The sequence below is a fragment of the Streptomyces sp. NPDC037421 genome (assembly GCF_055602105.1).
Map to the genome: position 1 here is coordinate 38,192 of NZ_JBVJWV010000007.1, position 22,333 is coordinate 60,524.

Annotated in this window: 15 protein-coding genes, 1 pseudogene and 1 riboswitch; of the genes and pseudogenes, 10 read left to right on the plus strand and 6 right to left on the minus strand. The window is 73.9% G+C overall.

Annotation, left to right across the window (positions count from 1 at the left end; translation table 11 throughout):
• Nucleotides 1–109: 109 nt before the first annotated feature.
• Nucleotides 110–239, minus strand: a riboswitch (FMN riboswitch).
• A 298-nt stretch (nucleotides 240–537) separates the two neighbouring features.
• Nucleotides 538–2,883, plus strand: coding sequence for a chitinase C-terminal domain-containing protein (locus ACZ7IF_RS12935; RefSeq protein WP_470968381.1), 2,346 nt, complete (start codon nucleotides 538–540; stop codon nucleotides 2,881–2,883).
• A gap of 150 nt (nucleotides 2,884–3,033) precedes the next feature.
• Nucleotides 3,034–3,771: an SDR family oxidoreductase gene (locus ACZ7IF_RS12940; RefSeq protein ID WP_470968384.1), complete on the plus strand. Its 738-nt coding sequence runs from the start codon at nucleotides 3,034–3,036 to the stop codon at nucleotides 3,769–3,771.
• Nucleotides 3,772–3,791: 20 nt separating this feature from the next.
• On the opposite strand, the gene ACZ7IF_RS12945 is transcribed toward ACZ7IF_RS12940, so the two are convergent.
• Nucleotides 3,792–4,961 (minus strand): ROK family transcriptional regulator, encoded by a 1,170-nt coding sequence (locus tag ACZ7IF_RS12945; RefSeq protein WP_470968387.1) that lies wholly within the window; start codon nucleotides 4,959–4,961, stop codon nucleotides 3,792–3,794.
• Nucleotides 4,962–5,016: 55 nt separating this feature from the next.
• On the opposite strand from ACZ7IF_RS12945, the gene ACZ7IF_RS12950 reads away from it, so the two are divergent.
• From ACZ7IF_RS12950 to ACZ7IF_RS12960, 3 genes are all read left to right on the plus strand, one after another.
• The gene (locus ACZ7IF_RS12950; RefSeq protein ID WP_470968394.1) at nucleotides 5,017–6,228 is read left to right on the plus strand and encodes an MFS transporter; all 1,212 of its coding nucleotides are present in this window, start codon (nucleotides 5,017–5,019) and stop codon (nucleotides 6,226–6,228) included.
• A gap of 81 nt (nucleotides 6,229–6,309) precedes the next feature.
• Nucleotides 6,310–7,698, plus strand: a complete 1,389-nt coding sequence (locus tag ACZ7IF_RS12955) for a uracil-xanthine permease family protein (RefSeq protein WP_470968399.1) — start codon at nucleotides 6,310–6,312, stop codon at nucleotides 7,696–7,698.
• A gap of 76 nt (nucleotides 7,699–7,774) precedes the next feature.
• Nucleotides 7,775–8,452 (plus strand): DUF5995 family protein, encoded by a 678-nt coding sequence (locus ACZ7IF_RS12960; RefSeq protein ID WP_470968404.1) that lies wholly within the window; start codon nucleotides 7,775–7,777, stop codon nucleotides 8,450–8,452.
• A 349-nt stretch (nucleotides 8,453–8,801) separates the two neighbouring features.
• Here the strand turns inward: ACZ7IF_RS12960 and ACZ7IF_RS12965 are convergent, their stop codons facing one another.
• Nucleotides 8,802–10,499 carry a flavin monoamine oxidase family protein gene (locus ACZ7IF_RS12965; protein ID WP_470968410.1) on the minus strand — a complete coding sequence of 566 codons (1,698 nt, stop codon included), beginning with the start codon at nucleotides 10,497–10,499 and terminating at the stop codon, nucleotides 8,802–8,804.
• 61 nt (nucleotides 10,500–10,560) lie between these two features.
• Nucleotides 10,561–11,361, minus strand: a complete 801-nt coding sequence (locus ACZ7IF_RS12970; RefSeq protein WP_470968413.1) for a carbon-nitrogen hydrolase family protein — start codon at nucleotides 11,359–11,361, stop codon at nucleotides 10,561–10,563.
• Between the two features lie 278 nt (nucleotides 11,362–11,639).
• On the opposite strand from ACZ7IF_RS12970, the gene ACZ7IF_RS12975 reads away from it, so the two are divergent.
• Both ACZ7IF_RS12975 and ACZ7IF_RS12980 read left to right on the plus strand, forming a co-directional pair.
• Entirely contained in the window at nucleotides 11,640–12,335 is a 696-nt protein-coding gene (locus ACZ7IF_RS12975; protein ID WP_470968418.1) for a GNAT family N-acetyltransferase, read from the plus strand.
• A 226-nt stretch (nucleotides 12,336–12,561) separates the two neighbouring features.
• Entirely contained in the window at nucleotides 12,562–12,855 is a 294-nt protein-coding gene (locus ACZ7IF_RS12980; protein WP_470968421.1) for a WhiB family transcriptional regulator, read from the plus strand.
• Here the strand turns inward: ACZ7IF_RS12980 and ACZ7IF_RS12985 are convergent, their stop codons facing one another.
• The 3 genes from ACZ7IF_RS12985 to ACZ7IF_RS12995 form a co-directional block, all read right to left on the minus strand.
• Nucleotides 12,856–17,460: a thioesterase domain-containing protein gene (locus ACZ7IF_RS12985; protein WP_470968424.1), complete on the minus strand. Its 4,605-nt coding sequence runs from the start codon at nucleotides 17,458–17,460 to the stop codon at nucleotides 12,856–12,858.
• 101 nt (nucleotides 17,461–17,561) lie between these two features.
• The gene (locus tag ACZ7IF_RS12990) at nucleotides 17,562–18,017 is read right to left on the minus strand and encodes an Lrp/AsnC family transcriptional regulator (protein WP_007262967.1); all 456 of its coding nucleotides are present in this window, start codon (nucleotides 18,015–18,017) and stop codon (nucleotides 17,562–17,564) included.
• A gap of 10 nt (nucleotides 18,018–18,027) precedes the next feature.
• Nucleotides 18,028–19,497, minus strand: coding sequence for an amino acid permease (locus tag ACZ7IF_RS12995; protein ID WP_470968428.1), 1,470 nt, complete (start codon nucleotides 19,495–19,497; stop codon nucleotides 18,028–18,030).
• Between the two features lie 320 nt (nucleotides 19,498–19,817).
• Here ACZ7IF_RS12995 and ACZ7IF_RS13000 point away from each other — a divergent pair, with 320 nt between their 5' ends.
• The 3 genes and pseudogenes from ACZ7IF_RS13000 to ACZ7IF_RS13010 form a co-directional block, all read left to right on the plus strand.
• Nucleotides 19,818–20,942 (plus strand): LLM class flavin-dependent oxidoreductase, encoded by a 1,125-nt coding sequence (locus ACZ7IF_RS13000; RefSeq protein ID WP_470968432.1) that lies wholly within the window; start codon nucleotides 19,818–19,820, stop codon nucleotides 20,940–20,942.
• On the plus strand, nucleotides 20,939–21,787 hold the full coding sequence (locus ACZ7IF_RS13005) for an SDR family NAD(P)-dependent oxidoreductase (RefSeq protein WP_470968435.1): 849 nt from the start codon (nucleotides 20,939–20,941) through the stop codon (nucleotides 21,785–21,787). Before ACZ7IF_RS13000 ends, ACZ7IF_RS13005 begins: the two co-directional genes overlap by 4 nt.
• Nucleotides 21,784–22,333: pseudogene (locus tag ACZ7IF_RS13010) on the plus strand (GDSL-type esterase/lipase family protein); the annotation flags it as partial. The gene ACZ7IF_RS13005 and the pseudogene ACZ7IF_RS13010, both read left to right, overlap by 4 nt.

A 22,333-nucleotide genomic window follows, 5' to 3' on the forward strand; every position in this document is an offset into this window, starting at 1 on the left:
GGGTAGCGCACGCGGGGACGCCGAGGCCGGAGAACACGGTCCGTCCGACACGTATCCGCTGGGAATACGCCGATGGACCGCCGACGGCGGCGTACCGGTGACTGGCCCGCCGCGCACTGCCTCCCATCCGGACTTTAACCGTCGGTCCAGGAATTTCACCTGGTCAACCGGCCGCTGGATGCGGACGGGTCGCGGACTATACCGCCGGTTCGGAATTACACCGACCCCGGAGTGCGCTGCTACTGGTACTAGGGCCAGTGTGCCACGGGCGATCGGGGGCCATGCGGGTGAAGCACTGTGGCCTGGCTCACAAGGGCGCCGTTCTCGAGCGCTCCTCTTGCGCCGGCGGTGTCGCGATCCCCGCCTGCCCGGCTTTGGTCCAGACCTATTGACGGGTTGGTCTAGTCCTCTTAACGTTCCCTTCATCTTCCCCGGGAGCCGGCCTGTCGACGTGCGCACGTCACGGGCCAACCAGCGCCACTCTTCCGCCTGTTGCCGCACGTTGGCCCTGCCACCCTCCCCTCCCCAGGAGGCACCATGCTGTCCCCCACACGTACGAGAGCGATGCTCCTGGCATCCGGCGCGGCGATCGCCGGCCTGCTGGCCGGCGGGCTCTCGGCCGGCGTGTCCCACGCCGCCGACAACGAGAGCTGTCGCCCGGACGGGTTGTACAAGACGACCGGCGTCGACGTCCCGTACTGCTCGGTCTACGACTCCGAAGGCCGCGAGAAGATGGGCGCCGACCACCAGCGCCGCGTCATCGGATACTTCACCGGCTGGCGCACCGGCAAGGACGGCAGCCCCGCCTACCTCGCCAACGACATCCCGTGGTCCAAGGTCACCCACCTGAACTACGCCTTCGCCCACGTCGGCGCCGACAACAAGATCTCGGTCGGGGCGGACAACACGAACAACGCCGCCACCGGGATGACCTGGCCGGGCGTCGCGGGGGCCGAGATGGACCCGGCCCTGCCGTACAAGGGCCACTTCAACCTGCTGAACAAGTTCAAGAAGCAGTACCCGAACGTGAAGACTCTGGTCTCGGTCGGCGGCTGGGCCGAGACCGGCGGCTACTTCGGCGACGACGGCAACCGGGTAGCCTCCGGCGGCTTCTACTCGATGGCGACCAACGCCGACGGCTCGGTCAACCAGGCGGGCATCGAGACCTTCGCGGACTCCTCGGTGGAGTTCGTCCGCAAGTACGGGTTCAACGGCGTCGACATCGACTACGAGTACCCGACCACCATGAAGGACGCGGGCAACCCGCTGGACTGGCAGCTGTCCAACGCCCGCCGGGCCGGCCTGGTCAAGGGCTACGACGTCCTCATGAAGACCCTGCGCGAGAAGCTCGACCGCGCGGGCGCCGCCGACGGCAAGCACTACCTGCTCTCCGTCGCCGCCCCCTCCTCCGGCTACCTGCTGCGGGGCATGGAGACGTTCCAGATGCAGAAGTACCTGGACTACGTCAACATCATGTCCTACGACCTGCACGGCGCCTGGAACGAGTACGTCGGCCCCAACGCCTCCCTCTTCGACGACGGCAAGGACGCCGAGCTGGCGGCCGCGGGCGTCTACTCCACTTCCCAGTACGGCGGCGTCGGCTACCTCAACACCGACTGGGCCTACCACTACTTCCGCGGCTCGATGCCGTCGGGCCGGATCAACATCGGCCTGCCGTACTACACCCGCGGCTTCAAGAACGTGCAGGGCGGCACGGACGGGCTGTGGGGCAAGGCCCCGGCCACGAGCTGCCCGGCGGGCGCCGGTCTGACCAAGTGCGGTGACGGCGCGGTCGGCATCGACAACCTGTGGCACGACAAGGACGCCAACGGGGTCGAGTCCCCGGCGGGCTCCAACCCGATGTGGCACGCCAAGAACCTGGAGAAGGGCGTCGTCGGCGACTACGTCACCAAGTACGGCTTCCCCGCGAACACCACCCTGACCGGCAGCTACGCCCGCAAGTACGACTCCACGCTGGTGGCGCCGTGGCTGTGGAACGCGCAGAAGAAGGTCTTCCTGTCGACGGAGGACGAGCAGTCGGTGGCGGCCAAGGCCGACTACGTGGTCGACAAGGGCATCGGCGGCACGATGGTCTGGGAGCTGGCAGGCGACTACGCGTACAACGCGGCCAAGGGCCAGTACGAGATGGGCGACACGCTCACCTCACTGATGTACGACAAGTTCAAGGCCGCCACCCCGTACGGCGCGAAGAAGGCGGGCGCCACCGCGCTGCCGACGCAGGCCGTGGACATCAAGACGGAGTTCACCGAGTTCAAGCTGGGCGACTCCAACTACCCGATCACCCCGAAGCTCAAGATCACCAACAACACGAAGAGCACGCTGCCCGGCGGCACCGAGTTCCAGTTCGACTACGGCACCTCGGCCCCGGCCAACGCCTCGGACCAGTCCGGCTTCGGCACGAAGGTGATCGCCACCGGCCACACCGGCAACAACGTCGGCGGCCTGAAGGGCGACTTCCAGCGGGTCTCCCTGAAGCTCCCGGCCTGGCAGACGCTGGCCCCGGGCGCCTCGGTCGACCTCGCGTTCAACTACTACCTGCCGGTGTCCACGCCCTCCAACTGGACGGTGAACATCTCCGGCACCGCCTACGCCCTCGCCGGCGACCTGGCGCGCGGCACCACCACCGGCGAGCCGGGCGGCGGCAGCACCCCGCCGACCACCCCGCCCACCACTCCCCCGACGACCCCGCCGACCACCCCCGGGACCTGTACCTCCCCGGCGTACGTGGCGGGCACGGTCTACAACTCCGGGAGCGTGGTCTCGCACAAGGGCCACACCTGGAAGGCCCAGTGGTGGACGCAGAACGAGGAGCCCGGCACCACCGGCCAGTGGGGCGTCTGGAAGGACCAGGGCGCCTGCTGATCCCCTGTGGCCGAGCGTGAGTGAGGACCCGGTGGCCCGGCGGCCACCGGGTCCTCGCGCGTACGGGGCCCTTCCGCGCGGGGTGTCACATTCCGCAGCCTCCGTCTGTCTCCTGGGAGACAGCGCTCCCACGCGGAAGGACACCCCACCATGAGCACGATCCTCGTCACCGGCGGCACCGGGAACCTCGGGGCACTGGTCGTCGCCCGGCTGCGGAGCCGGGGCCACGAGGGCCGGGTCCTGAGCCGGCACTCCCCCGACTTCCCCGTCGACCTGCGGGACGGCAGCGGGCTGGACGCGGCGATGGCGGGCGCGGGGGTGGTGGTGCACTGCGCGAGTTCGCCGCGCGGGGGCGACGACGCCGCGGCCCGGCACCTGATCGAGGCGGCCCGGCGCAGCGGGACCGTCACGAACATCGTCTACATCTCGATCGTCGGGGTGGACGTGGTGCCGCTCGCGTACTACGTCGTGAAGCGGCGGGTGGAGCGGATGCTGGAGGAGTCCGGGCTCGGGGTCACCATCCTGCGGACCACTCAGTTCCACGACCTGGTGGCCCGGGTGGTGGAGACGGCCGCCAAACTGCCGGTGGTCCCGCTGCCCGGGGGCGTACGGGTCCAGCCCATCGCCGTCGAGGAGGTCGCGGACCGGCTGGCGGAGCTGGCGGTGCCGGAGCCGGCGGGGCGGGTGCCGGACATGGGCGGCCCGGAGGTCCGCACCCTCTCCGAGTGGGGCCGCCTCCACCTCGCCGCGACCGGGCGCCGGCGGCGGGTGGTGCCGCTGCCGCTCGCGGGGAAGGCGTACGCGGGCTTCAGGCGCGGCGGCAACCTGGCGCCCGGGCACGCGGTGGGGCGTACCACCTACGCCGAGTTCCTGGAGCGGCGGGGGTAGGCGACGGGCCCTCGGCCCCCTCAGCCTCCGAACAGGTCGTCCTGGGCGGCCGCCCGGGCGGCCAGGCGGGCGCCCTCCAGGACGGCCGGGCCGCCCAGCGCGGTGGCGCGGACCTCCGTCGGGACGGGGGTCAGGGCGGCCAGGCGGTCCGCGACGCGGGCGGCCAGGGCGGGACCCCCCGCGCGGCCGAGCTCCCCGCCGAGGACGACGCAGCCCGGGTCCAGGACGGCGGCGACGGCCGCCGCCCCGAGGGAGAGCCGCTCGGCGAGGGCGTCGAGGAAGTCCTCCCCCGCCGCGCCGGCCACGGCCTCCTCCACGGGCCCGGTGAAGCCGTGTTCCGCCGCCAGGGCGGCCACCGCCGCGCGCCCGGCCAGGGAGTGGAAGCCGCCGCCGCAGTCGGTGGCGGAGGGCAGCGCGGCGGTCCCGGGGACGGGCAGGAAGCCGATCTCGCCGGCCCCGCCGGAGGCGCCCCGGCGCAGCCGCCCGTCCAGGACGACGGCGGCGCCGACGCCCGCGCCGAGCCACAGCAGCACGAAGGAGTCCAGGTCCCGGGCGGCCCCGACGCGCTGCTCGGCGAGGGCCGCCAGGTTGGTCTCGTTCTCCACCACCACCCTGGCGGGCAGCCTCTCCTGGAGGGCGGCCACCAGGTCCCGGTGCCAGGCGGGCAGACCGGCGGTGTCGCGCAGTTCGCCGCTGGCCGGGGCGACCAGCCCGGGCGCGCCGACGACCACGGTGTGCAGCTCCCGGGCACCGGCCTCCCGGGCCAGCTCCGCCAGCCGGGCCACGGCCTCGCCGACCGCGTCGACGGGCAGGGAGGCGCGGGCCAGCGGGTGTCCGAGGAGGTCGGTGACGACGGCGGTCGCGCTGTCGGTCCGCACGTCCAGGGCGGCCAGGTGGGCGCGGCCGGCGACGATCCCGTACAGGCGGGCGTTGGGGCCGCGGCGCTGTTCGCCGGACTCCCCCACGACCTCGATCAGCCCGGCCGCGCCGAGCCGCTCGACGAGGTCGGCGACGGAGGGGCGGGACAGCCCGGTCAGCCGCTTGAGCTGGGCCGCCGTCAGGGGCCCCTGCTCCTGGAGGAGTTCGAGGGCGAGGCGGTCGTTGATGGCCCGGGCCGTGCTCGGCGAGGCGGGGGACGGCGCGGCCGTCGCGGCGGGGGTCAGCACCTTGGCAGGGGTCACGGCGCCCATCTTAGGGAGGGAAGTGCTCTAACTATCAGGCAGGCTCCCTGATAGTTTACGTCCCATGACCGGGGAACCCGACCTCAGCCCGGCGCGCCTGCGCCACGCCCGCTTCGCGATCGCCGCCGTCTTCTGCGTCCACGGCGCCGTCACCGGCTCCTTCGCCACCCGCATTCCCTGGATCCAGGAGCACGCCCAGCTCGGCGCGGGCACCCTGGGCCTGGCGCTCGGCTTCCCGGCCCTCGGTGCGGCGCTCGCGATGCCGCTGGCCGGGCGGATCAGCCACCGCTTCGGCGCCCGCGCCGCCCTGCGCGGACTGCTCGCCCTGTGGACCCTGTCGCTGGTGCTGCCGGGCCTGGCCCCGAACCTGTGGACCCTGTGCGGGGCGCTCTTCGTCTACGGGGCCACCGCCGGGATGTCGGACGTGGCGATGAACGCCCTCGGCGTGGAGACGGAGAACCGGCTCGGCCGCTCCGTCATGTCCTCGCTGCACGGCATGTGGAGCGTGGGCGCGCTGCTGGGTTCGGCCGCCGGTACGCTCGCCGCGCACGCGGGGACCGACACCCGGCTCCACCACCTGGTGGCGGCGCTGGCCCTGACCGCCGCCGGGCTGGTCGCCGTACGCGGGGTGCTGGACCTGCGCGCCGGGCACGAGGAGGAGGCCCCGCCGCGCTTCGCCCGGCCCCCGAGGACCGCCCTGCTGATCGGCGGGGTGGGCTTCTGCGCGGTCTTCGCGGAGGGGGCGAGCCTGGACTGGTCGGCGGTGTACCTGCGGGACGTGCTGGGCTCGCAGGCGGGTACGGCCGCCGCCTCCACCACCGCGTTCGCGCTGACCATGGCCCTGGCCCGGCTGGCCGGGGACCGGGTGGTGGACCGCTTCGGGGCGGTGCGCACGGTACGGGCGGGCGGGGTGCTGGCGGTCGCGGGCGGGCTGGTGGTGGTCGGCGTCCGGCATCCGGCGGCGGCCATGGCGGGCTTCGCGCTGATCGGGCTCGGCATCGCGGTGGTGGTACCGCTGGCCTTCGCGGCGGCGGCGCGCAGCGGGCCTGCTCCGGCGCAGGCCATCGCCGGGGTCGCGACGATCACGTACACCTCGGGGCTGATCGCGCCGTCGGCGATCGGGGCGGTGGCGGACGCCGTCTCGCTGGTGGTGTCGTTCGGGCTGGTGACCCTGCTGGCGTGCGCCCTGACCGCGGGGGCCGGAGTCCTGCGGACCGGGGTCCAGGGGCCGGTCGGTCCCGCCAATCGGGACGAACCAGCTTCTATCCGGCCGTAATATATCCGCTGGCCCGCTGCGGTGATCTACCGGCAGGCGGCCAGGATCCTTGATCGGCCGACGGAACGGAAGTGGTGGGACATGGGCTTCGGCGTGCGCTGGACCCTGCACGGAGACGGGCGGACCCCCGCCCCCGGCGCGGTGGTGCGGCCCGAGGAGCGGCTGTCGTGGCCGCGCACCGCCGGGCTCGGCGCCCAGCACGTCGTGGCGATGTTCGGCGCGAGCTTCGTCGCCCCGGTCCTGATGGGCCTGGACCCGAACCTGGCGATCATGATGTCGGGCATCGCGACGGTGATCTTCCTCCTCGCCACCCGCGGCCGGGTCCCCTCCTACCTGGGCTGCTCGCTGTCCTTCGTGGGCGTCGCGGCGGCGATCCGGGCGGGCGGCGGGGACAGCGCGGTGGTCACGGGCGCGGTCTTCACCGTCGGAGCGGCGCTGTTCCTGGCGGGTCTGGCCGTCCAGCGGTTCGGGGCGCGGATCATCCACGCGGCGATGCCGCCGGTGGTGACGGGCGCGGTCGTGATGCTGATCGGCTTCAACCTGGCACCGGTGACGGCCTCGACGTACTGGCCGCAGGACCAGTGGACGGCGCTGCTGACCATGCTGTTCACCGGGCTCGCGGTGGTGTGCCTGCGCGGTTTCTGGTCGCGCATCGCGATCTTCCTGGGCCTGGTCTTCGGGTACGCGGTCTCCTGGGTCTTCGACCTGGTCTTCGGGAAGATCCACTCCACGGTGGGCGGACCCGAGGCCGTGGACCACTGGCGGCTCGACCTCTCCGGCGTGGGCAAGGCCGACTGGATCGGGCTGCCGTCCTTCCACGCGCCGTCCTTCGAGTGGTCGGCCATCCTGATCGCACTGCCGGTGGTGATCGCGCTGATCGCCGAGAACGCCGGGCACATCAAGGCCGTCGGCGAGATGACCGGCGACCCTCTCGACGACAAGCTCGGCACCGCCATCGCCGCCGACGGCGCGGCGTCCATGCTGTCCACGGCGGTCGGCGGCCCGCCGAACACCACGTACTCCGAGAACATCGGCGTCATGGCCGCCACCCGCGTCTACTCCACGGCGGCCTACTGGGCGGCGGCCGGCTTCGCCCTGCTCTTCGGCCTCTGCCCGAAGTTCGGGGCGGTCGTGGCCGCGATCCCCGGCGGGGTGCTGGGCGGCATCACCGTGATCCTGTACGGCATGATCGGCCTGCTCGGCGCGCAGATCTGGCTCAACGGGCGGGTGGACCTGCGCAATCCGCTGAACCTGGTGCCGGCCGCGGCGGGCATCATCATCGGCGTCGGCGGGGTCAAGCTGCACTTCACCGACAGCTTCGAGCTGGGCGGCATCGCGCTCGGCACGATCGTGGTGATCACCGGCTACCACGCGCTGCGCTACTTCGCCCCCGCGCACCTGAAGGAGCAGGAGCCGCTGCTGGACTCCGGCACCTCGGCCTACGACGCCGAGGGCGACAAGCGGGGTTGACGGACCTTCGCCCGAACCGGCGAAGCGCACGGCCAAGTTCCCCGCGCGGGCCGTCCCGGCTGGGACGCTGCCTGACATGGAAGCGGTACTCGCGCGGATGCGCGCCCTCGACGAGCGGCTCCCCGCGCAGGACGGTGTGGCCGTCTTCAACCGGGTGTACATGACCGTGACGCAGACCCTGCACCGGCGGATCGGCCAGGGCGAGTTCCCGGCGCCCCGGCGGGCCGAGACGCTGGCCGTGCGGTTCGCGGAGCGGTACCTGACGGCCGTGGAGGCGGACCGGGCACCGGCCTGCTGGCGCCCGCTGCTCCAGTACCGGCGCCACCCCGGCGTGCGGCCCCTCCAGCACGCGCTGGCCGGGATCAACGCCCACATCGGGCACGACCTGGCCCTCGCGGTGGTGTCCGCCTGCCGCGTGCTGGACTGCCCGCCCGCGGCCCTCGAAGCCGACTTCCACCAGGTCGGCGACACCCTGGTGTCCCTGGAGGAGCGCATCCGGGAGGACCTGATGCCGGGCCCGGACCTGCTGGAGGTCGCCGACCCGCTCACCCATCTGCTGGGCTCCTGGAGCCTGGAGCGGGCCCGGGCCGGCGCCTGGGCCTCGGCGCGGCTGCTGTGGACGCTGCGGCGCTCGCCCGATCTGGCCGAGGAGTTCGAGGAGTCCCTCGACGCCGGCGTGGGTTTGGTGGGGCGCTGCCTCCTGACCCCGACGGGGCGTCGGTCCGCTGCGCGGGGCTGCCCGTCCGGGTGGTGACGCCGGTCCGCTGCGCGGGGCCGCGCGGCCAGGTGCCGCCGCTGCGGGTCCGCTGCGCGGGCGAAGCTCCCCGCCCCGCACCCCCGCGCCTCAAACGCCGGCGGGGCTACACATGGCCCCGCCTGCGTTTGAGGCGACGGGCGCACAGCGCCCGTACGGGGTCAGGGGCGGAGCCCCTGGGAACGGTGGAGGGGCGGGGAGGGGCAAGCCCCGCGCAGCGGCACACCACCCGCACCCGACCCGCCGGCCCCCGCCACGCGAACCGGCCCCGCACCAGCCCCGCCGGACGGAGTCCGGCGCGGCGGCGCGAGGCCGGGGAGGCCGCTCGCGGCCGAGCGGCGCGTAAAGGTCAGTCCTCGGGGAGCTCGACCGGGGCGATCTCGTCGTAGACGTCACCCGGGCCGGGGTTGGCGGCGTCCGTGGAGCCGCCGAGGTGGTGCATGACGCCCCAGACCGCGTTCAGGGCGGTCTGGACGGCGCCCTCGGCCCAGCCGGCCGTCCAGGAGATGTCGTCGCCCGCGAGGAAGATGCCGCGCTTGTCCTCGGGGAGGCGGTCCTGCATGAAGTGGGTGAACAGGCGCCGCTGGTAGCGGTAGTGACCCGGCAGGTTCGCCTTGAACGCACCCATGAAGTAGGGCTCGTTCTCCCAGGACACGGTCACCGGGTTGCCGATGACGTGGCGGCGGATGTCGACCTTGGGGTAGATCTCGCCGAGGGACTTCAGCATGACCTCCATCCGCTCGTTCGCGGACAGCGGCAGCCACTTCAGGCTGTCGTCGCACCAGGTGTACGAGAGGCAGATCACGGCCGGCTGGTCCGGGCCGTTGTCCAGGAGGTACGTGCCGCGCGTCATGCGGTCCGTGAGGGTCATCGACATGACGTCGCGGCCCGTCTCCTCGTCCTTGTCCAGCCAGAACGGCCGGTCCACCGGGATGAAGAGCTTCGAGGACTCCATGTAGTGGGTGCGCTCGATCGCCGTCCAGTGGTCGATCGGGAAGAGCGTGTCGTCGCACGCGATCTTCGACAGCAGCATCCACGACTGGGCCGTGAAGATCGCGGCGCGGTACGTGCGGATGTCACCCGACGCGTCGGTGACGGTGATGCGGTTGCCGGCCGTGCGGTGCAGGCGGGTGACCGCCGGGCGCGGGGTGCCGTCGTGCAGGGAGGACAGGGACGTGCCCTGGGCCCAGTGCAGGATCTTCTCGGGCTCGCGCTCCCACAGGCGCAGCGGCAGCTGCTGCGAGCCGCCGACGATGCCGCGGTGGTGGTCGTCCGCCTCGGTGTAGACGACGCGCAGGATCTCCAGGATGGAGTTCGGGAAGTCGGTGTCCCAGCCACCGGTGCCGAAGCCGACCTGGCCGAAGATCTCGCGCTTGCGGAAGGACTTGAAGGCCTCGGACTTGCAGAGGAAGCCGTAGAAGGTCTCGTCGTCGAGCTTCTCGACGAGCTTCGCCCAGATCTCGCGGATGCGGGGGACGTCACGCTCGCGCATGGCGGTGTTCATGTCGGAGAAGTCGGCGCCCTCGTCGAGGCAGGCGTTCCACGCGGCGGCGACGTCACGGTAGACCTGCGGGAGGTCGGCGATGGTCTCGGCGTAGTGGGTCTCGCCCTTGAGGTCCACGACCGTGGAGGGGGTGGCCTCGGCCAGCGGGTTCGGGAAGGGCTGGGTATGCAGGCCCACGAGGTCGATGTAGTGCTGGAGCGCGGTGGAGGACGGCGGGAAGCGCATGGCGCCCATCTCCGCGGTCAGGCCCTCGGTGCCGGCGCCCTCGAAGCCGACGGTGCGCAGGCGGCCGCCGATCTGGTCGGCCTCGTACACGACGGGCTTGAGGCCCATCTTCATCAGCTCGTAGGCGGAGATGATGCCCGACAGGCCGCCGCCGATGACGGCGACCTCGGTGCCGTGTTCGGTCGCCGGTATCTGGCCCAGGCCCGCCGGGTGGGCGAGGAAGTCGTCGTAGGCGTACGGGAAGTCCGGCCCGAACATGGTGATCGGGGGCTGGCCGTCGCTGTGCGGAACGGCGGTGGTGGGCACCGTGGACGTCATGGGGGTACGTCTCCTTGCGGCAGAACAGGCGGGGCGGGGAGGGCGGGGCGGAGCGGAAGGCTTAGACGAGGGAGGCGTAGAGCCCCGGGCGGCGGTCGCGCAGGTACGGGTTGGTCTCGCGCGAGGTCTCCAGGAGCTCCGGGTCGACCTCCCCGAACACCATTTCCTCGCCGCGGCCGGCCCGGGTGCGGGTGACCCCGTCGGGGCTGGCGAGGCAGCTGAGGCCGACGAACTCGAACTCGCCCTCGGGGCCGGTCCGGTTGACGTACGCGATGTACATCTGGTTCTCGAAGGCCCGTACGGGGACCAGCTGTTCGGCGACGAACTGGAAGGGGTGCATCTGCGCGGTCGGGACCAGGAGGAGGTCGGTCCCGGCGAGCGCGTGGGCCCGTACGTTCTCGGGGAACTCCACGTCGTAGCAGATCATGATGCCGACGCGGAGGCCGTTCAGGTCCGCCTGGACGACGGGGGTGTCGCCGGGGGTGAAGGCGTCCTGCTCGAAGCAGCCGAACAGGTGGGTCTTGCGGTAGTTCGCCAGCCGGGCGCCGTCCGGGCCGATCAGCTGCGCCGAGTTGTAGACGGTGTCGCCGTCCCGCTCCGGGTAGCCGTACAGGACGGCGACCCCGTGGCGGCGGGCGATGCCCGCGATGGCGTGGGCGGACTCGCCGTCGGCCGGTTCGGCGTACCCCGGCACCTCCTGGAGGTCCAGCGCGTAGCCGGTCAGGAACATCTCCGAGGTCACGAGGAGCCCGGCCCCGCCCTGTGCGGCGCGCGACGCGGCCTCGTCCAGCCGCTTCAGGTTCTCGGCGGTGTCGCCGAGCCGTCCGGAGCTCTGGAGGAGTGCGGTGCGCAGCGGGGGCATGGGCGTACCTCTGTGACAGATGGGGTGGGGGTCGTAAAACGGTACGTTCGCACGTTCGACCCGGACAAGCCGTGACCGTTGCGCTGGGCGCATCGATTCGTTGCGCGTTCCGGCGGATGTGCGGTGATTCGTTGCGCGGCGGGTTTCCGGTGGCCCCCGGGCCCGCGCGGGGGCCGGGGCGGGACCTGACGGTCGCGGGAAAAGCGGCTGCTCAGCCGGGCCCCGTGGGCTTACCCTGCGGCCACCCCCAAGGCCCTCAGGAAGGATCCCGCACCGACATGTCCGCCGAGAATCCCGCCTCCCCGCTCGACAACCCGGTGTGGGCCTCCCTGAACGGCCCGCACCGCGCCTTCGCCGAGCACTCGGGGCGCGGGGCCGCCCGCTACCTCCCCGACGCGAACCCCTTCGCCGCCCTCGCCGATCCGGAGGACCCGGCTTCCTGGGCCGACCTGGCCGCGCTGGCCGGCCCCGGCGAGGAGGTCTGGCTGACGGGCCTGCCGACCCCGCCGCCGGGCTGGGAGACGGTGCTCAGCATCCCCGGGGTCCAGCTGGACGGCCGCGGGGTACGGGTCGGGCACGCGCCGGACGCGGTCCGGCTCGGCCCGGCCGACGTGGAGGAGATGACGGCCCTGGTGAAGCTGACCGAGCCGGGCCCCTTCCTGCCCCGCACCGTCGAGCTGGGCACCTACCTCGGGATCCGGCACGAGGGCCGGCTCGTGGCGATGGCCGGGGAGCGGATGCGACCGCCGGGCTGGACCGAGATCAGTGCGGTGTGCACCCACCCGGACTTTCGCGGCCGGGGCCTGGCGGGCCGGCTGATCCGGTCCGTGGCGGCCGTGATCCGGGACCGCGGCGACCTGCCCTTCCTGCACGCGGCGGCGGCCAACACGGGCGCGATCGCGCTGTACGAGTCGATGGGCTTCACCCTGCGCCGGGAGCCGGTGTTCATCGGCGTGCGCTCCCCGAAGGAGTAGACGATCTTCCGTAACACGCTTTAACACAGGGTTCATTGAGTGCCGGCGGAGTTCCCCGTAGCGTCGGCGGCACGGGAGCGCGGGCGGCGGGACGACGGCCGTGGCGATGAACACGCGGCAGATCAGCGGTCGTCCGGACCGCCGCCGCGCTCCCGGTTCCCGGGCGGCGGGTTTCAGCGGGCGGCGAGCGGTCAGACGCGGGGCGAGGCCACTGGAAGGAGCCGTCATGACCGACCTCTCACGCCTGCCCGGCGCCGCCCTCCACCACTGGCAGTGGCAGTCCCGGGCCGCATGCCGCGCGCTCGGGCCCGGCCGTTTCTTCCACCCCGCCGGTGAGCGGGGGGAGGAACGCGAGGACCGGGACCGGGCGGCGAAGGAGGTCTGCGCCCCCTGCCCGGTCCGCGCCGCCTGTCTGGAGCACGCCCTGCGCACCCGTGAGCCCTTCGGCGTCTGGGGCGGGCTGACGGAGGAGGAGCGCCGTGCGCTCACCGGCCCCGCAGCCCGCCCGTTGTCCGTGTGACTACCGCTGCCTCTGCGCCCAGGCGCGGGCGAAGAGCTCGTGCGGGGGCAGCGGTGCGAGCAGGCGCAGCAGCGGCGGGTGGAGCGTCGTACCCGAGGCCGACGCCAGGTGCGCGGCCAGTTTGGCGTGCTCCACGGGCAGGTGCGGGGCCTTGAGCTCCGTCCACTGGCCCGGGACGAACAGGGTGCGTCCCGCGCGGGCCCGCTTGCCGCTCTCCACCGCGCCGGAGGCCGCCAGCTCCGCCTGGGCGGCCTTGTGGCGGGCCGCCGTCCAGCCGTTCCAGCGGCGGACGGCGCGGTCCGTCGGGCGGACGAGGGCCAGCAGCTGGAGGTACAGGGCGGCGGCGTCCGCGCCGGTCCCCAGGGACGCGGCGGCCTCCGCGACCAGCTCGGGGGCGCTCAGCGCCGGGTCCGCCTCGTAGCCGCCCTCGGGCACCGGGGTGTCCGCGGCGCGGGCGGCCAGCCGGGCGAGGCCGTCGAGGAGGTCCCGGTGCCGGCGCAGGACGGTCAGCAGGTAGCCCTCCCGGACGGTGGCGGCCAGCCGCTCGGCCCGCTCCATCCGCTCGGGGTCGGCGAGGGCCGCCGGCCGCAGGAAGGCGTCCCCGCTGGGCACGGCCACCACGAACACCCCGTCGTCGAGGGCGGTGGAGGTGCCGGCGGCGCCCTCCCACAGCGGCTGCGGGCAGGGCAGTACGGGTCCCTCGTACGGCGTGAAGGCCTGGTCGGCCTCCGCCGTGCCGGCCAGCTCCTTGAAGAAGCCGCCCAGCGGGATCAGGGCGTCGGGGCGGGCCAGCTGCGCCCGCAGCCGCCCGTGCAGGGCAAGGGCGCCCCGGGCCGCCGGATCCCCGACGGGCCGCTCGGTCAGTGCCCAGGCGATCACGGAGGCGGCGGTGTGGTGCGCCGGTTCCCCGTGGACCCAGTCTCCGACGGCACCGTCCGGCCCGGCGTGGTGCAGGTGGATGCCGCCCGTGCGGCCGCCGGCGAGCACCAGCCCGTCCTCGCCGAAGGGCGCGTCCGCGGGGGCCCGGCCGGCCGGCAGGGCGCGGGCCCAGGGCAGGGGCAGGCCCAGATCGGCCTCCAGGGCGGCGGCCAGTTCCTCGTCCACGTGCTCCTCGGCCCCCAGCAGCCCGGTCCAGACGGCGGCCATCCGCTCGGCGGCGCGCACCGTGCCGTCGGGTTGCCACAGCTCGGCCGGGTCCTGCGGCAGCCCGGCGGCGAGGACCGCCCGGCGGCCCGTGTCGCGGAGCTTCCAGGAGAGCTCGCGGTATTCCTCGGCGATCGTCTTGTTCGCCTTGAAGGGGGCGGCGGCCAGCAGCTTGCGCTGCTCGTCGCCGTTCTCTCGGCCGGGGAATCCCGCGAGGACCAGGCGCGCGACCTGGCTCCGTACGCCCGTCAGCCGGACGAACGCGTCCACCGCGGCGGGCGGCACCGTCAGCGGGCCCCGCTCGGCGAGCAGCTCCAGCAGCCGGGGCAGGCGTACGGAGTCGTCGTACTCGACGGCGGTGGTCGCACAGTCCTCGGCGCCTTCGGGGGCGGGGTCGGCGGCCGGCTGGACGAACCAGGCCAGGCCGTCGCGGACGGGGCCGGAGGCCAGGGTGTGTCCGGCGGCGCGGCGGGCGGCGAGGGCGTCCTCGCGGGCCCGGCCGGTGCGCCAGGTGCGGCCGGGCCGGGCGAAGGGCTGTCCGCTCCAGGTGTCCAGCAGCGCGGCCAGCGCCGTCCGCTCCTCGTCGGGGGTGGTCGCGACGGCGGCCCGCCAGGCGGCGGCGCCGATCCCGCCGATCAGCGGCTCCCAGGTCTCGGGGGCGGCGGGCCGGGCCAGCACGCGGGCCTCGTCGTCGATCTCGCCGCGCAGGTGGCGCCCGTCGGCCGCGACGGCGGTGAGCAGGGCGGGGTGTGCGGCGAGCGGGGGCTCGTCGTGGCGCCGGTGGCGGTGGGGCAGCAGCGGGTACAGGGCGGGGGCGAGTACGGAGTCGGGCACCTCGGCGCGCAGGGAGACGACCGGCGCGGCCCGCAGCACGGCGACCCGGCGGGCGAGCTCGCGCAGCCGGCGCAGGACGTCTGCGGCGAGCCGGGCGGCCCGGCCGGCCCCGGCGGCGATGCGCGGTTCGAGGCCGCCGGGCAGGGCGGGGGCCGGGTCGCCGGCGAGGGCGGCGTCGAGCAGGGCGCGTACGGCGGTGTCGTCGACGGTGCGCAGGGCCTTGGAGGAGGTTTCGCAGCGCGGGGTGAGGAAGTGCCAGAAGGCGGGCGGCGGGACGGGACCGGCGCCTTCGCCGAAGCCGGGGGTGCGGCGGCGGTCGGAGCCGGGGAAGCCGTGCACCTGCCACAGGAGGGAGTTGTCCTCGGCGGCGTGGCAGCGGACGGCCTCCTGGCCGACGAGCACCGCGTCCTCGCCGCCCTGGGGCATGCGGATCACCCCCCAGGGGCGGCGGCCCCAGCGGCGGCTGCGGTAGGAGGCCCGGCGGCCGTCGACGCCCTCCAGGACGAACCGGGTGGGCGAGGGGCCCGGGTAGGGGGTGTGGTTGAGGACGCGGAAGCCGACGAGCCGGCCGTCCTGGCCGAGCGGGGACGCGGGGGCGTCCGGGGGCAGGGCGGCGAGGGTCTGGCAGGAGGACGAGAAGGGCTGCGTGCCGGGCGGGAGTTCGGCGAAGGCGTGGAACTCCGGCGGCGCGGTGTCGGCGAGTACCTCGCCGGTCTCCGGGTGGACGCGGGTCAGGGCCTGCCCGTACCGGGGGCCGACGCCGCCGGAGCTCCAGTAGCGCCGGCCGTCGGTCATCTGGAAGTCGTACGAGCCGATGCCCTCCCGGCCGCCGGGCCGCAGGACGGATCCGCCCTCGTGCCGGCCGCCGCCGTCCGGGGTTTCGAACTGGTAGCCCAGGCCGCCCTGGATCATGCCGCCGTAGCGGCGCAGGCCGAGCTGCTGCCCGGGCTCGAAGACGTCCTCGGGGCGGTCGGCCCAGAAGGCGCGGTCGCCGAAGGAGGCCTTGGGGGTGGTGCCGAAGCCGACCAGGAAGGCGCCGCCGACGTAGTGCACGGTGTGCGCGGTCGCTCCCTCGGGGAGCCGGAAGGAGCAGGAGGCCCGGGGGCCCGCGTGGTCGACGGCCACGGCCCGGTCGGGGCCGTAGACGGTGAGGACGGGCCAGGTGCAGGTGACCCCGGTGACCGCGTCGGTTCCGCCGAGGCCGGCGACGGCGTCCTCGAGGGCGGGCCAGCCGTACTCCTCGGGCAGCCCGGCGCGCAGGGCGCGGGCGAGGGGGCCGGTGAGGTCCAGTGCGGCGAGGGCCTCGTCGATGCCGTCGAGGGCGCGGGCGGTGGGCCGGTCCAGGAGGGTGGCGAGCTCGTCGACGGCCTCGTCGGCCGCGGCGAGGCCGCCGCCGCGCAGGGCTTCGAGCAGGGTTTCGATCCGGCCGTGCACCTCCGCGGCGATGCCGGCGTTGTGCGGGAGGCGGCTGATGGCGGTGCCGGAGCCGCGCAGGCCGGCGTGGACGGTGCCCTCCAGGCGGGGGCCGAAGACCGGATCGGCGGCCAGGGCCTTGAGGTCGCGGCGGGAGCGGGCGTCCCAGAACACCAGGCCGACGGCGACGCCGGGGTCCTGGACGGCGATGCCCTCGGCGAGGCAGGCGTCGAGCAGGTCGGCGTCCAGCCCCCGGTGGGTGTAGCGGTCCTCGTGCAGCCGCAGCGGGCTGTCGCAGGCGCGCAGCCGGGGGGCGAACAGGGCGAGGAGCTCGAAGAGTTCGGCGGGCATGGGCTGGCGCATGACGCCGCCGCCGCTGCGGCCGTGCGCGTAGCGGCCCGCGTACCGGGAGAACCATTCGGTGAGGCCGCCCTCGGGGGCGATCCGCCCGGCCGCGGCCGCCTCGGCGGCGCCGCAGCCGAGGAGCAGGCGCAGCCAGGAGGAGGCGTCGCCGCGGCTCTCGGGGAACAGGTCGAGGAGCAGGGCCGCGGCCTCCTCCGCCGGGGGGTGGGCGGTCAGCAGCCCGGTGGCGGCGTCCAGCAGCCGGTCGGGGATCTCCTTGCCCCGGGCGGCGCCGAGTACGAGGCCCAGGACGCGGGCCTCCTCGGCGGTGTCCAGGCCTGCGGCGCGGGCGGAGAGCCGGACGCGGCGGGCCAGGTCGGCGGGGAGCTCGCCGGGCGAGGCGGCCCAGGCGCGCAGGACCCGTACGTACTCCTCGTGCGCGGCGGCGGGCTCCAGGGCGGCGGCCAGCCAGGCCTGGTGGCCGCTGAGCTCGGTGGCGGGCAGGGCCCCGGCGCGGGCGAAGAGGCGGACGTTGGCCCGGTGCCAGTCGGGGTCGACGGGGAGGCGGTGGGTGCGCTCGGCCTTGCGGGCCAGGGCGTAGGCGCGGGCGGCGGAGCGCAGGTGCCAGGCGATGAGCTTGTGGCCGATGGTGTCCCAGAACCAGGGCAGGTGGGCCGGATCCAGTTCCCGTACGCGCCGCTCCAGGCCGTCCACGTAGCGGCCGGGCTTCTCGTAGGCCCGGTGGATCGTTCCCAGGGCCTCGTCGAGCAGCGCGACGGCGGCCGGCTCGGAGCCGGGGTCGTGGGCGCGGGCCCAGTCGGTGTAGACGGTCGAGAGGTGCGGGTCGGCCGGCAGCGGGATCTGGATCTTCATGCGCCCGATGGTGGCATGCCCCGCCGACAGCCCCGCGTCCGTCTGCCGTGCGTACGCCGACGCCCCCGCCGGATGGTCCGGCGGGGGCGCGAGGGGGTGTCCTACGCGGGTGCTCCCGAGGTGAAGCGGCGCAGGAGCGGGCTGAGGACGAGGACGGACTTGGTCCGTTCCACGAAGGGTTCGCCCGCGATGCGTTCCAGGACGCGCTCGAAGTGGCGCATGTCGGAGGCGAAGACCTGGACGAGGGCGTCCGCGTCGCCGGTGACGGTCGACGCGGACACCACCTCGGGGTACCGCTCCAGCCCTCGCCGGATGTCGTCCGGCGAGGTGTTGTGGCGGCAGTAGATCTCGATGAAGCCCTCGGTCTCCCAGCCCATCGCGGCCGGGTCCACGCGGACGGTGAAGCCGGTGATGGCGCCTTCGGCCCGCAGCCGGTCCACGCGCCGCTTCACGGCGGGGGCCGAGAGCCCGACCTCGGAGCCGATGTCCGCGTAGGAGCGGCGGGCGTCCTCGGCGAGGGCGTGCACGATGCGTTCGTCGAGATCGTTCAGTCGCACTGCGGATGGATCACTTCTCTGCTGTGGCCACTTCTTCCGTGGCCAGTCGGGAGCGGCGGGCGCCGTACAGGAAGTAGAACACGAGGCCCACGATCATCCAGCCACCGAAGACCATCCACGTGGCGCTGTCGAGCTCGAACATCATGTAGCCGCAGGCGATGGCGCCCAGGATCGGGGTGACGGGGAAGAGCGCCACCTTGAAGGTGCGCGGCATGTCCGGGCGGGTCCGGCGCAGGATGATGACGGCGACGTTGACCAGGCCGAAGGCGAAGAGGGTGCCGATGCTGGTGGCGTCGGCGAGCTTGCCCAGCGGGATGAAGGCCGCGAGGACACCGCAGAACAGGGAGACGATCACCACGTTGGCGCGGGGGACGCCGGTCTTCTCGTCGACCTTGGCGAAGACCTTGGGGACGAGGCCGTCGCGGGACATCGCGAAGAGGATGCGGGTCTGGCCGTAGAGGACGGCGAAGACGACGGAGAAGATCGCGACGATGGCGCCGGCGGCGAGGACGACGCCCCAGACGCTGGTGCCGGTGACGTCGGTCATGATCTGGGCGAGCGCGGCCTCGGTGCCCTCGAAGTCCTGCCACGGCATGGCGCCGACGGCGACGAAGGCGACGAGGACGTAGAGGACGGTGACGATGGCCAGCGACAGCATGATCGCGCGCGGCAGGTCCTTCTTCGGGTCCTTGGCCTCCTCACCGGCGGTGGAGGCGGCGTCGAAGCCGATGTACGAGAAGAAGAGGGTGGAGGCGCCGGCGGCGATGCCGCTCATGCCCAGCGGGGCGAGCGGGGCGTAGTTGCCGGCCTTGATGCCCATGACGCCGATGCCGATGAAGAGCAGCAGGGTGACGATCTTCACCGCGACCATGATCGAGTTGACCGTGGCGCTCTCCTTGGCGCCGCGCATCAGGAAGACCATCGAGAGCAGGACGACGATCAGGGCCGGCAGGTTGATGAACCCGCCCTCGCCCAGCGGTGCGGAGACCGACTCGGGGACGGTGACGCCGATGGTCCCGTCGAGGAACTCGTTGAGGTACTGGCCCCAGCCGACGGCGACGGCCGCCACGGAGACGGCGTACTCCAGGACCAGGCACCAGCCGCAGATCCAGGCTATGAGCTCGCCCATGGTGGCGTACGCGTACGAGTACGAGGAGCCCGAGACCGGGACGGAGCCGGCCAGCTCGGCGTAGGAGAGGGCCGAGAACAGGGCGGTCAGACCCGCGAGGATGAAGGAGATCGTCACGGCGGGGCCGGCCTTGGGGGCGGCGGTGCCGAGGACGACGAAGATGCCGGTGCCCAGGGTGGCACCAATGCTGATCATGGTCAGCTGCCACATGGTGAGCGAGCGGCGCAGCGAGCCTCCCTCGCCCTGCCCGCCCTCGGCGACGAGCCGCTCGACCGGCTTGCGCCGCATCAGCGGGTTCACGGGCTTGCGCGTCTCCTTGGAGAGCGTGGGTGCCTGGCCCTGATCGAGCACGAGGGGACTCCTTTGACACTGCGGATGGGGACGGTTCGGGCGTCGACCGCAGCGGTCCGGAGCAGTTGTCAGACAGGGGTGAGCCCGCCTGGGCATGAGGGGACCGCCGAGCAGGCGGTCCGCGCCACTCCACGTACAGGGGGTGAGCCTACGAGCAGAGTGATACCGCCCGTAATGCACCATCCTTGCACATTGACGGACGATCGTTGCGCGGATCCGCCCGCCATGGTCGTTTGTTGCGCACGGATGATCGATCGCTGCACGGGGCTCCACCGGGCGGCTTTATTGACACTTCGTCAGATCTGCCGCAGCGTGCCGCCATGGACCTGGACGTGCTCTACGAGATCGACGTGCCGCGGCCCTGGCACGGCGCCCACCCGTACGGCCAGCGGGCCGCCGAGCAGCGCGCCTACCGGGAGGCGGTGGAGCAGATACGGCTCGCCGACCGGATGGGCTTCCGTACCGTCTGGGCGGTCGAGCACCACTTCCGCGAGGGCCGCTCCCACTGCCCGGCGCCCGAGGTGCTCCTCGGGCACCTCGCCGGGCTGACCGAGAGGATCCGGCTCGGCTTCGGGGTGACCCTGACCCCCTTCGGCTTCACCCCGCCCCAGCGGATCGCGGAGAAGGTGGCCACCGTGGACGTGCTGTCCGGGGGCCGGGTGGAGTGGGGCACCGGGCGCTCCACGCCCATGGAGCAGACGGCCTTCGGGGTGGACCGGGAGCGGTCCCGCGAGGACTGGCGCGAGGCCGTCGCGATCGTTACCGGAATGTGGCGCGAGGAGTACTTCGAGTACGCCTCCGAACGCTTCCGCTTCCCGCGCCGGATGGTCACCCCGAAGCCGGTGCAGGACCCCCACCCCCCGGCCTGGATGGCGGCCACCTCCCCCGGCTCCGCGGAGGTCGCCGGGGCGGCGGGGCTGGGCCTGCTCTCGTTCTCGATCATGCAGCCGCTGGAGGCCATGGCCCGGCAGGTGGCCGCGTACCGGGCCGCCGCCCGCGCGCCCCGGCCGCTCACCGACGTCACCACGGACCGGGTCAGCGCCTACACGCTCGTCCACGCCACCGCCCCGGGCCGGCCCGCGGACGCCCGGGTCTGGTCCTCCGTGGCCTGGTGGTACGAGAACCTCGCCCGCTTCACCCTGGAGTGGGAGCTGCCGCACCTGGCCCCCGGCGAACGCGAGCGGGCCTTCCCGCTGCTCGCCCCGATCCTCGGCGGGAACGTGCCGGTGCGGGAGTTCGACGAGGGGGACATGATCCTGATCGGGGACGCCGAGACGATCGTGGCCAAGGCCAGGCGGTACGCGGACCTCGGCGTCGACCAGCTGATCTGCTACGTCCAGTGGGGGTACCTGGAGCACCGGGAGATCCTGCGGACCATCGAGGTCCTGGGCAAGGAGGTCATTCCGGAACTGGCCCGCTACCAGCCCCGCGGGGCCGCCTCGTGAGCCCCGGACCGGAAGCCCCCGCCGAACCGTCGGACCCCGCCTCCCCCGACACCTCCCCCGTCCCCGACTACGCCGCCCTGCACCGCCTCGACGGCCGCCGCTTCGTCCTGCTCGGCGCGGGCAACGGCATCGGCCGCCAGACCGCGCACGCCCTGGCCGCCGGCGGGGCCCGCGTGCTGTGCGCGGACCTCGACCCCGGGCGGGCCACCGCCGTCGCCGCCGAGGTCGGCGGGGTCCCCCACACCGCCGACGTCACCCGCCGCGAAGCCGTACGGGACCTCTTCGCCCGCGCCCCGCGGCTGCTCGGCGGCCCGGTGGGCGGGGTCGTCGACATCGTCGGCGCGGCCCGGTACGCGGCGCTGCCCGAGCTGGACGACGCCGGCTGGGACCGGCACTTCGACCTCGTGCTGCGGCACGCCTGGTTCGCCGTCCAGTACGGCGGCGAGGCCGTCGCCGCGGCCGGCGGCGGCCCGCTGGTCTTCGTGGCCTCCGTCTCCGGGCTGACCGCCGCCCCGCTGCACGCCGCCTACGGCGCCGCGAAGGCCGCCCTGATGTCCCTGGTGCGGTCCGCCGCGGTCGAACTGGGCCCGCGCGGGGTACGGGTGAACGCAGTGGCCCCGGGGGTGGTGTGGACCCCGCGGGTCGCCGCACTGCTCGGACCGGGGGGACGGGAGCGCAACGCCGCCAACGCACCGCTGGGCCGGGTCGCCGAGACCGCCGACATCGCGTCCGCCCTGTACTTCCTCGCCTCACCGCTGTCCTCGTACGTGACGGGGCAGACGCTGGTCGTGGACGGCGGGGTCGGCGTGAAGTTCCCGTACCCGACGATCGGAGACGCGGAGTGAGAGCACCACTGGACCCCGGTGAGCGGTGGCAGGACCCCGGGCCCTTCCTGCGCGGGGTCGCCTGGCTGGACAAGGGGCGCCCGGTGCGCGCCGATCCGGACGACACCATGCGGCTGCCCTGGGACACCGGCGAGCGGGCCACCCTCCCCATAGGCGTGCGGCTGGAGTTCACGACGCGCACGGCGCGCGCGGTGGAGATCCGCTACCGGGCCACCGTCCCCGGCCCCACCGACGCGCTGCGCGACCTCTCGCACGGATTCGCCCTGTGGAACCGGCACGGGCTGCTCGCCGAGGTCTTCACCGAGCCCGCCGCGGAGTCCGTCGTACGCCTCGAACTGCCCCGGCAGCACGGCCCGTTCACCCTGCATCCGCCCGAGGGCCAGTCCCCCCTGATCCTGGGGCTGCGCGGCATCGGGGGGGGGGGCCCCCCCCCCCCCCCCCCCCCCCCCCGGGGGGTGTGCAGGGAGGGCCCCCCCCAAAGCTTGTGGGCTCCCCCCCCCCCCCACCGCTGCCGCGGCCTCCGCGGTGAAGATGTGGGGTTCGCCA

Bases quoted from the DNA above. Each gene is read 5' to 3' on its own strand.
- ACZ7IF_RS12955 (WP_470968399.1), top strand. From the start codon at position 6,310: ATGGGCTTCGGCGTGCGCTGGACCCTGCACGGAGACGGGCGGACCCCC.
- ACZ7IF_RS13000 (WP_470968432.1), top strand. From the start codon at position 19,818: ATGGACCTGGACGTGCTCTACGAGATCGACGTGCCGCGGCCCTGGCAC.
- ACZ7IF_RS12975 (WP_470968418.1), top strand. From the start codon at position 11,640: ATGTCCGCCGAGAATCCCGCCTCCCCGCTCGACAACCCGGTGTGGGCC.
- ACZ7IF_RS12980 (WP_470968421.1), top strand. From the start codon at position 12,562: ATGACCGACCTCTCACGCCTGCCCGGCGCCGCCCTCCACCACTGGCAG.
- ACZ7IF_RS12970 (WP_470968413.1), bottom strand. From the start codon at position 11,361: ATGCCCCCGCTGCGCACCGCACTCCTCCAGAGCTCCGGACGGCTCGGC.
- ACZ7IF_RS12945 (WP_470968387.1), bottom strand. From the start codon at position 4,961: ATGGGCGCCGTGACCCCTGCCAAGGTGCTGACCCCCGCCGCGACGGCC.
- ACZ7IF_RS12940 (WP_470968384.1), top strand. From the start codon at position 3,034: ATGAGCACGATCCTCGTCACCGGCGGCACCGGGAACCTCGGGGCACTG.
- ACZ7IF_RS12950 (WP_470968394.1), top strand. From the start codon at position 5,017: ATGACCGGGGAACCCGACCTCAGCCCGGCGCGCCTGCGCCACGCCCGC.
- ACZ7IF_RS12960 (WP_470968404.1), top strand. From the start codon at position 7,775: ATGGAAGCGGTACTCGCGCGGATGCGCGCCCTCGACGAGCGGCTCCCC.
- ACZ7IF_RS12985 (WP_470968424.1), bottom strand. From the start codon at position 17,460: ATGAAGATCCAGATCCCGCTGCCGGCCGACCCGCACCTCTCGACCGTC.
- ACZ7IF_RS12965 (WP_470968410.1), bottom strand. From the start codon at position 10,499: ATGACGTCCACGGTGCCCACCACCGCCGTTCCGCACAGCGACGGCCAG.
- ACZ7IF_RS12935 (WP_470968381.1), top strand. From the start codon at position 538: ATGCTGTCCCCCACACGTACGAGAGCGATGCTCCTGGCATCCGGCGCG.